Annotated in this window: 2 protein-coding genes; both read right to left on the reverse strand. The window is 50.0% G+C overall.

Features of this window, described 5'->3' with window-relative positions:
- Nucleotides 1-37: 37 nt before the first annotated feature.
- Entirely contained in the window at nucleotides 38-1,396 is a 1,359-nt protein-coding gene (locus D1164_RS23485) for a hypothetical protein (protein WP_119352342.1), read from the reverse strand.
- Nucleotides 1,386-2,588 (reverse strand): MFS transporter (locus D1164_RS23490; RefSeq protein WP_119352343.1); only part of this gene is annotated, 1,203 nt, incomplete at its 5' end. The genes D1164_RS23485 and D1164_RS23490, both read right to left, overlap by 11 nt.

The following is a 2,588-nucleotide window of genomic DNA, read 5'->3' on the forward strand; positions in this document are numbered from 1 at the left end:
CAATCACGGCGTCGTACTGTTTTTCCATACCAGCTATTTATACAACTTCGATGTTTTTTAAATAACAATAGTCTTTCAGGGGCCCGGTGTGGTCGCCATAGGCAATAATATAATGCTGCCCCGATATTTTCTGTGCAAAATCATCTACCGGCACATCCAGGTGGATATCCAGGCTGGGCAATTGGGGCGCCGGGTAATCCCAGCCGGCCTCTTCCCAGGCTTTTAGTTTTCCTTCGCCGGTGCAGATGTGCATGCTGTACCGGTTACCGGTGTTGGACAACCTGGCCAACGTAAGCCTGCCGGTCTTCATGGTTGAGATGTTCAGCAGGCCGCCGCCGATATTTCCGAATGCGGCCGGTTTTACCTTTATTTTTCCTTCCACTACTTCCGCCGGGACATAATCGGGGACCCCCATCAAAACACTGTTCTCAAAAAACTCATAAAACTCAAGATAGGCAGCACTCTGCCCGGTAAGCTGTTTTACAACCAGCTGGGTAACCGCGCCCATGGCATCATTCTCCGGGATGGTGCACAGGTTCATTTCATCGGAAAGGAGCATAAAAATCATGGCCGGCGGAAAGTCCAGTATTTTTTTCATCCCGTCCACATCTTTAAGCGATATGGCGCCAAACTTGTTCTTTTCGGCAATCTCTTTAATGGCCAGGTAACAGGCAATCCCTTTTTTCAAAAAACCTTCGTCTGCCTCTTGTTCAAATTCCCATTCGGTTTTCATTTTTTTCAGGATACCGGCTATCTCTTTTGTATCTGCTTGTTGGCTCAGCTGAAACATCTCCAGCATCTCAAAATATTCAATCTCGGTGCCGATTTTTTCTTTCAGCGACAGCCCTTCGTAAAGGGTGTTGTAAAGTTTCATATCGCGGAAGCCCATCATCCCGACTTTGGTGCTTCTCAGCTTTTTGGCGGCCGTTGCGGCCAGCAGGAAGTTTTGGATTGTTCCCAGCGGGGAGGGTTTGCCGATGATATTGTACACGTACCTGAACTTATAGCCCAGGTCCCCGAATACTTTGCGAAGGGCCGTGGTGCCTGCCTGGGGGGCCGGGGTAACTACCCGCCCGTTCTCCATCTTCCCGGCAAGGCCCCACAAAACCATGGGTTTGTCTTTAAACGCTTCGGTGATGGAAATAACTGCATGGGAGGGTATCCAGCCGGCCAGGCAAACAATAAGCGAATCAAAATCCTGCCTGCTTAAGTCATCAATCGCCCTCTGTACATCTTTCCCTTCCGGGTCATCGGTTACATGGCCGGTAGTGGCCACTTTCACCCCCAGGGATTCCACTTCTTCCCGGGCCTGTAAACACATCTCTTTTATCAGTTCCTGCGGGGAGTTGATTTCCCCAAACCCGACAAAGGCTGTTTTTATTAAATTATCCTTCATGTATTTTATGTTTTTTGTTGTAATTAATGATTCCCAGAAAGGTTATGTAGCCCAGGCACACCAGGGGCACGACAAAGGCAAAGGTAATGGAGGTGATATCGGCTACTGCGCCCATAATCATAGGGATAAAAGTGCCCCCCACAATCATGGTGACCATTAACCCGGACAGCTCATTCTGGTGCCGGGGCATGTTATCGATGGTCAGGGAGAATATAAGGGGGAAAATATTGGCAAACCCAAGCCCGATGATAAGGATACCTGCAAGCGCCATTGCCAGTGAGTTGGTGAACAGTATGGCCAGGACCCCCAGTACGGCAAACAGCCCGGTAACAATTAACAAGCGGGAGGGGGCAATAAATTTCATGATAAACGAACCGAAAAACCTCCCCAAAAAAATGGGAAGGTAAAACAGCGACCAGCTTATTACCAGGCCCAGCTTCTCTACCGATATCCCGAACTTGTCGTTTAGCAGGATAGGGGCATGGGAAGCCAGGGCTATTTCAACCCCGCAATAGGTAAAGATTCCCAGTACCATGGCAAGGACATAACCGTTTTTGAGTAATGCCAGGCATGACTTTACCGTGGCGTAGTCTGTCTTTTTGGGTTTCACCTCGCTCACTTTGGCCAGGTTAAACCACAGGATGGCCATCAGGACAATGGAGGCATTTACCGGAAACAATATGCTCCAGTCGAGCCCGAACAGGTTAAACAGAAGGGGCGGGACCAGGAACCCGAGCGATGACCCGATGGTGATAAAGGCCTGCGCCCTGGAGAGGTTTTTGGAATAGTGCCCTTCTTCTGAAACATCGCGGACAAACGGGTTGCCCCCTACCTGCAGGATGGCGCCCCCGGCCCCGATAAACAACACGGCGGAAAGTATCCGGTAAAACTGTCCCATGGAGGAGGTGTCCACGGTCATCTTTCCGTACATCCCGGACAAAACAGGGATCAGCAGGCCGGCAAGCATGATGCCCAGCCCGAGGTTTAAAATAAATACTTTCCCTTTTTTGTCCTGGAGTATTCCCATGGGTATGGACAACACCCCGAACATCAGGTAGCCCAAAAATGGCAGCAGGGTGGCTGCGGTTATGGAAAGCGTGAATGACTCCCGTGCTAGGCTTACCATCGGACCCGCTGCATCCACCATGCCCATGGATAAAAATATCAGATAGACCGGTAGAAATTGTTTGTG

Source organism: Mariniphaga sediminis (assembly GCF_003573545.1).
Taxonomy (GTDB): domain Bacteria; phylum Bacteroidota; class Bacteroidia; order Bacteroidales; family Prolixibacteraceae; genus Mariniphaga; species Mariniphaga sediminis.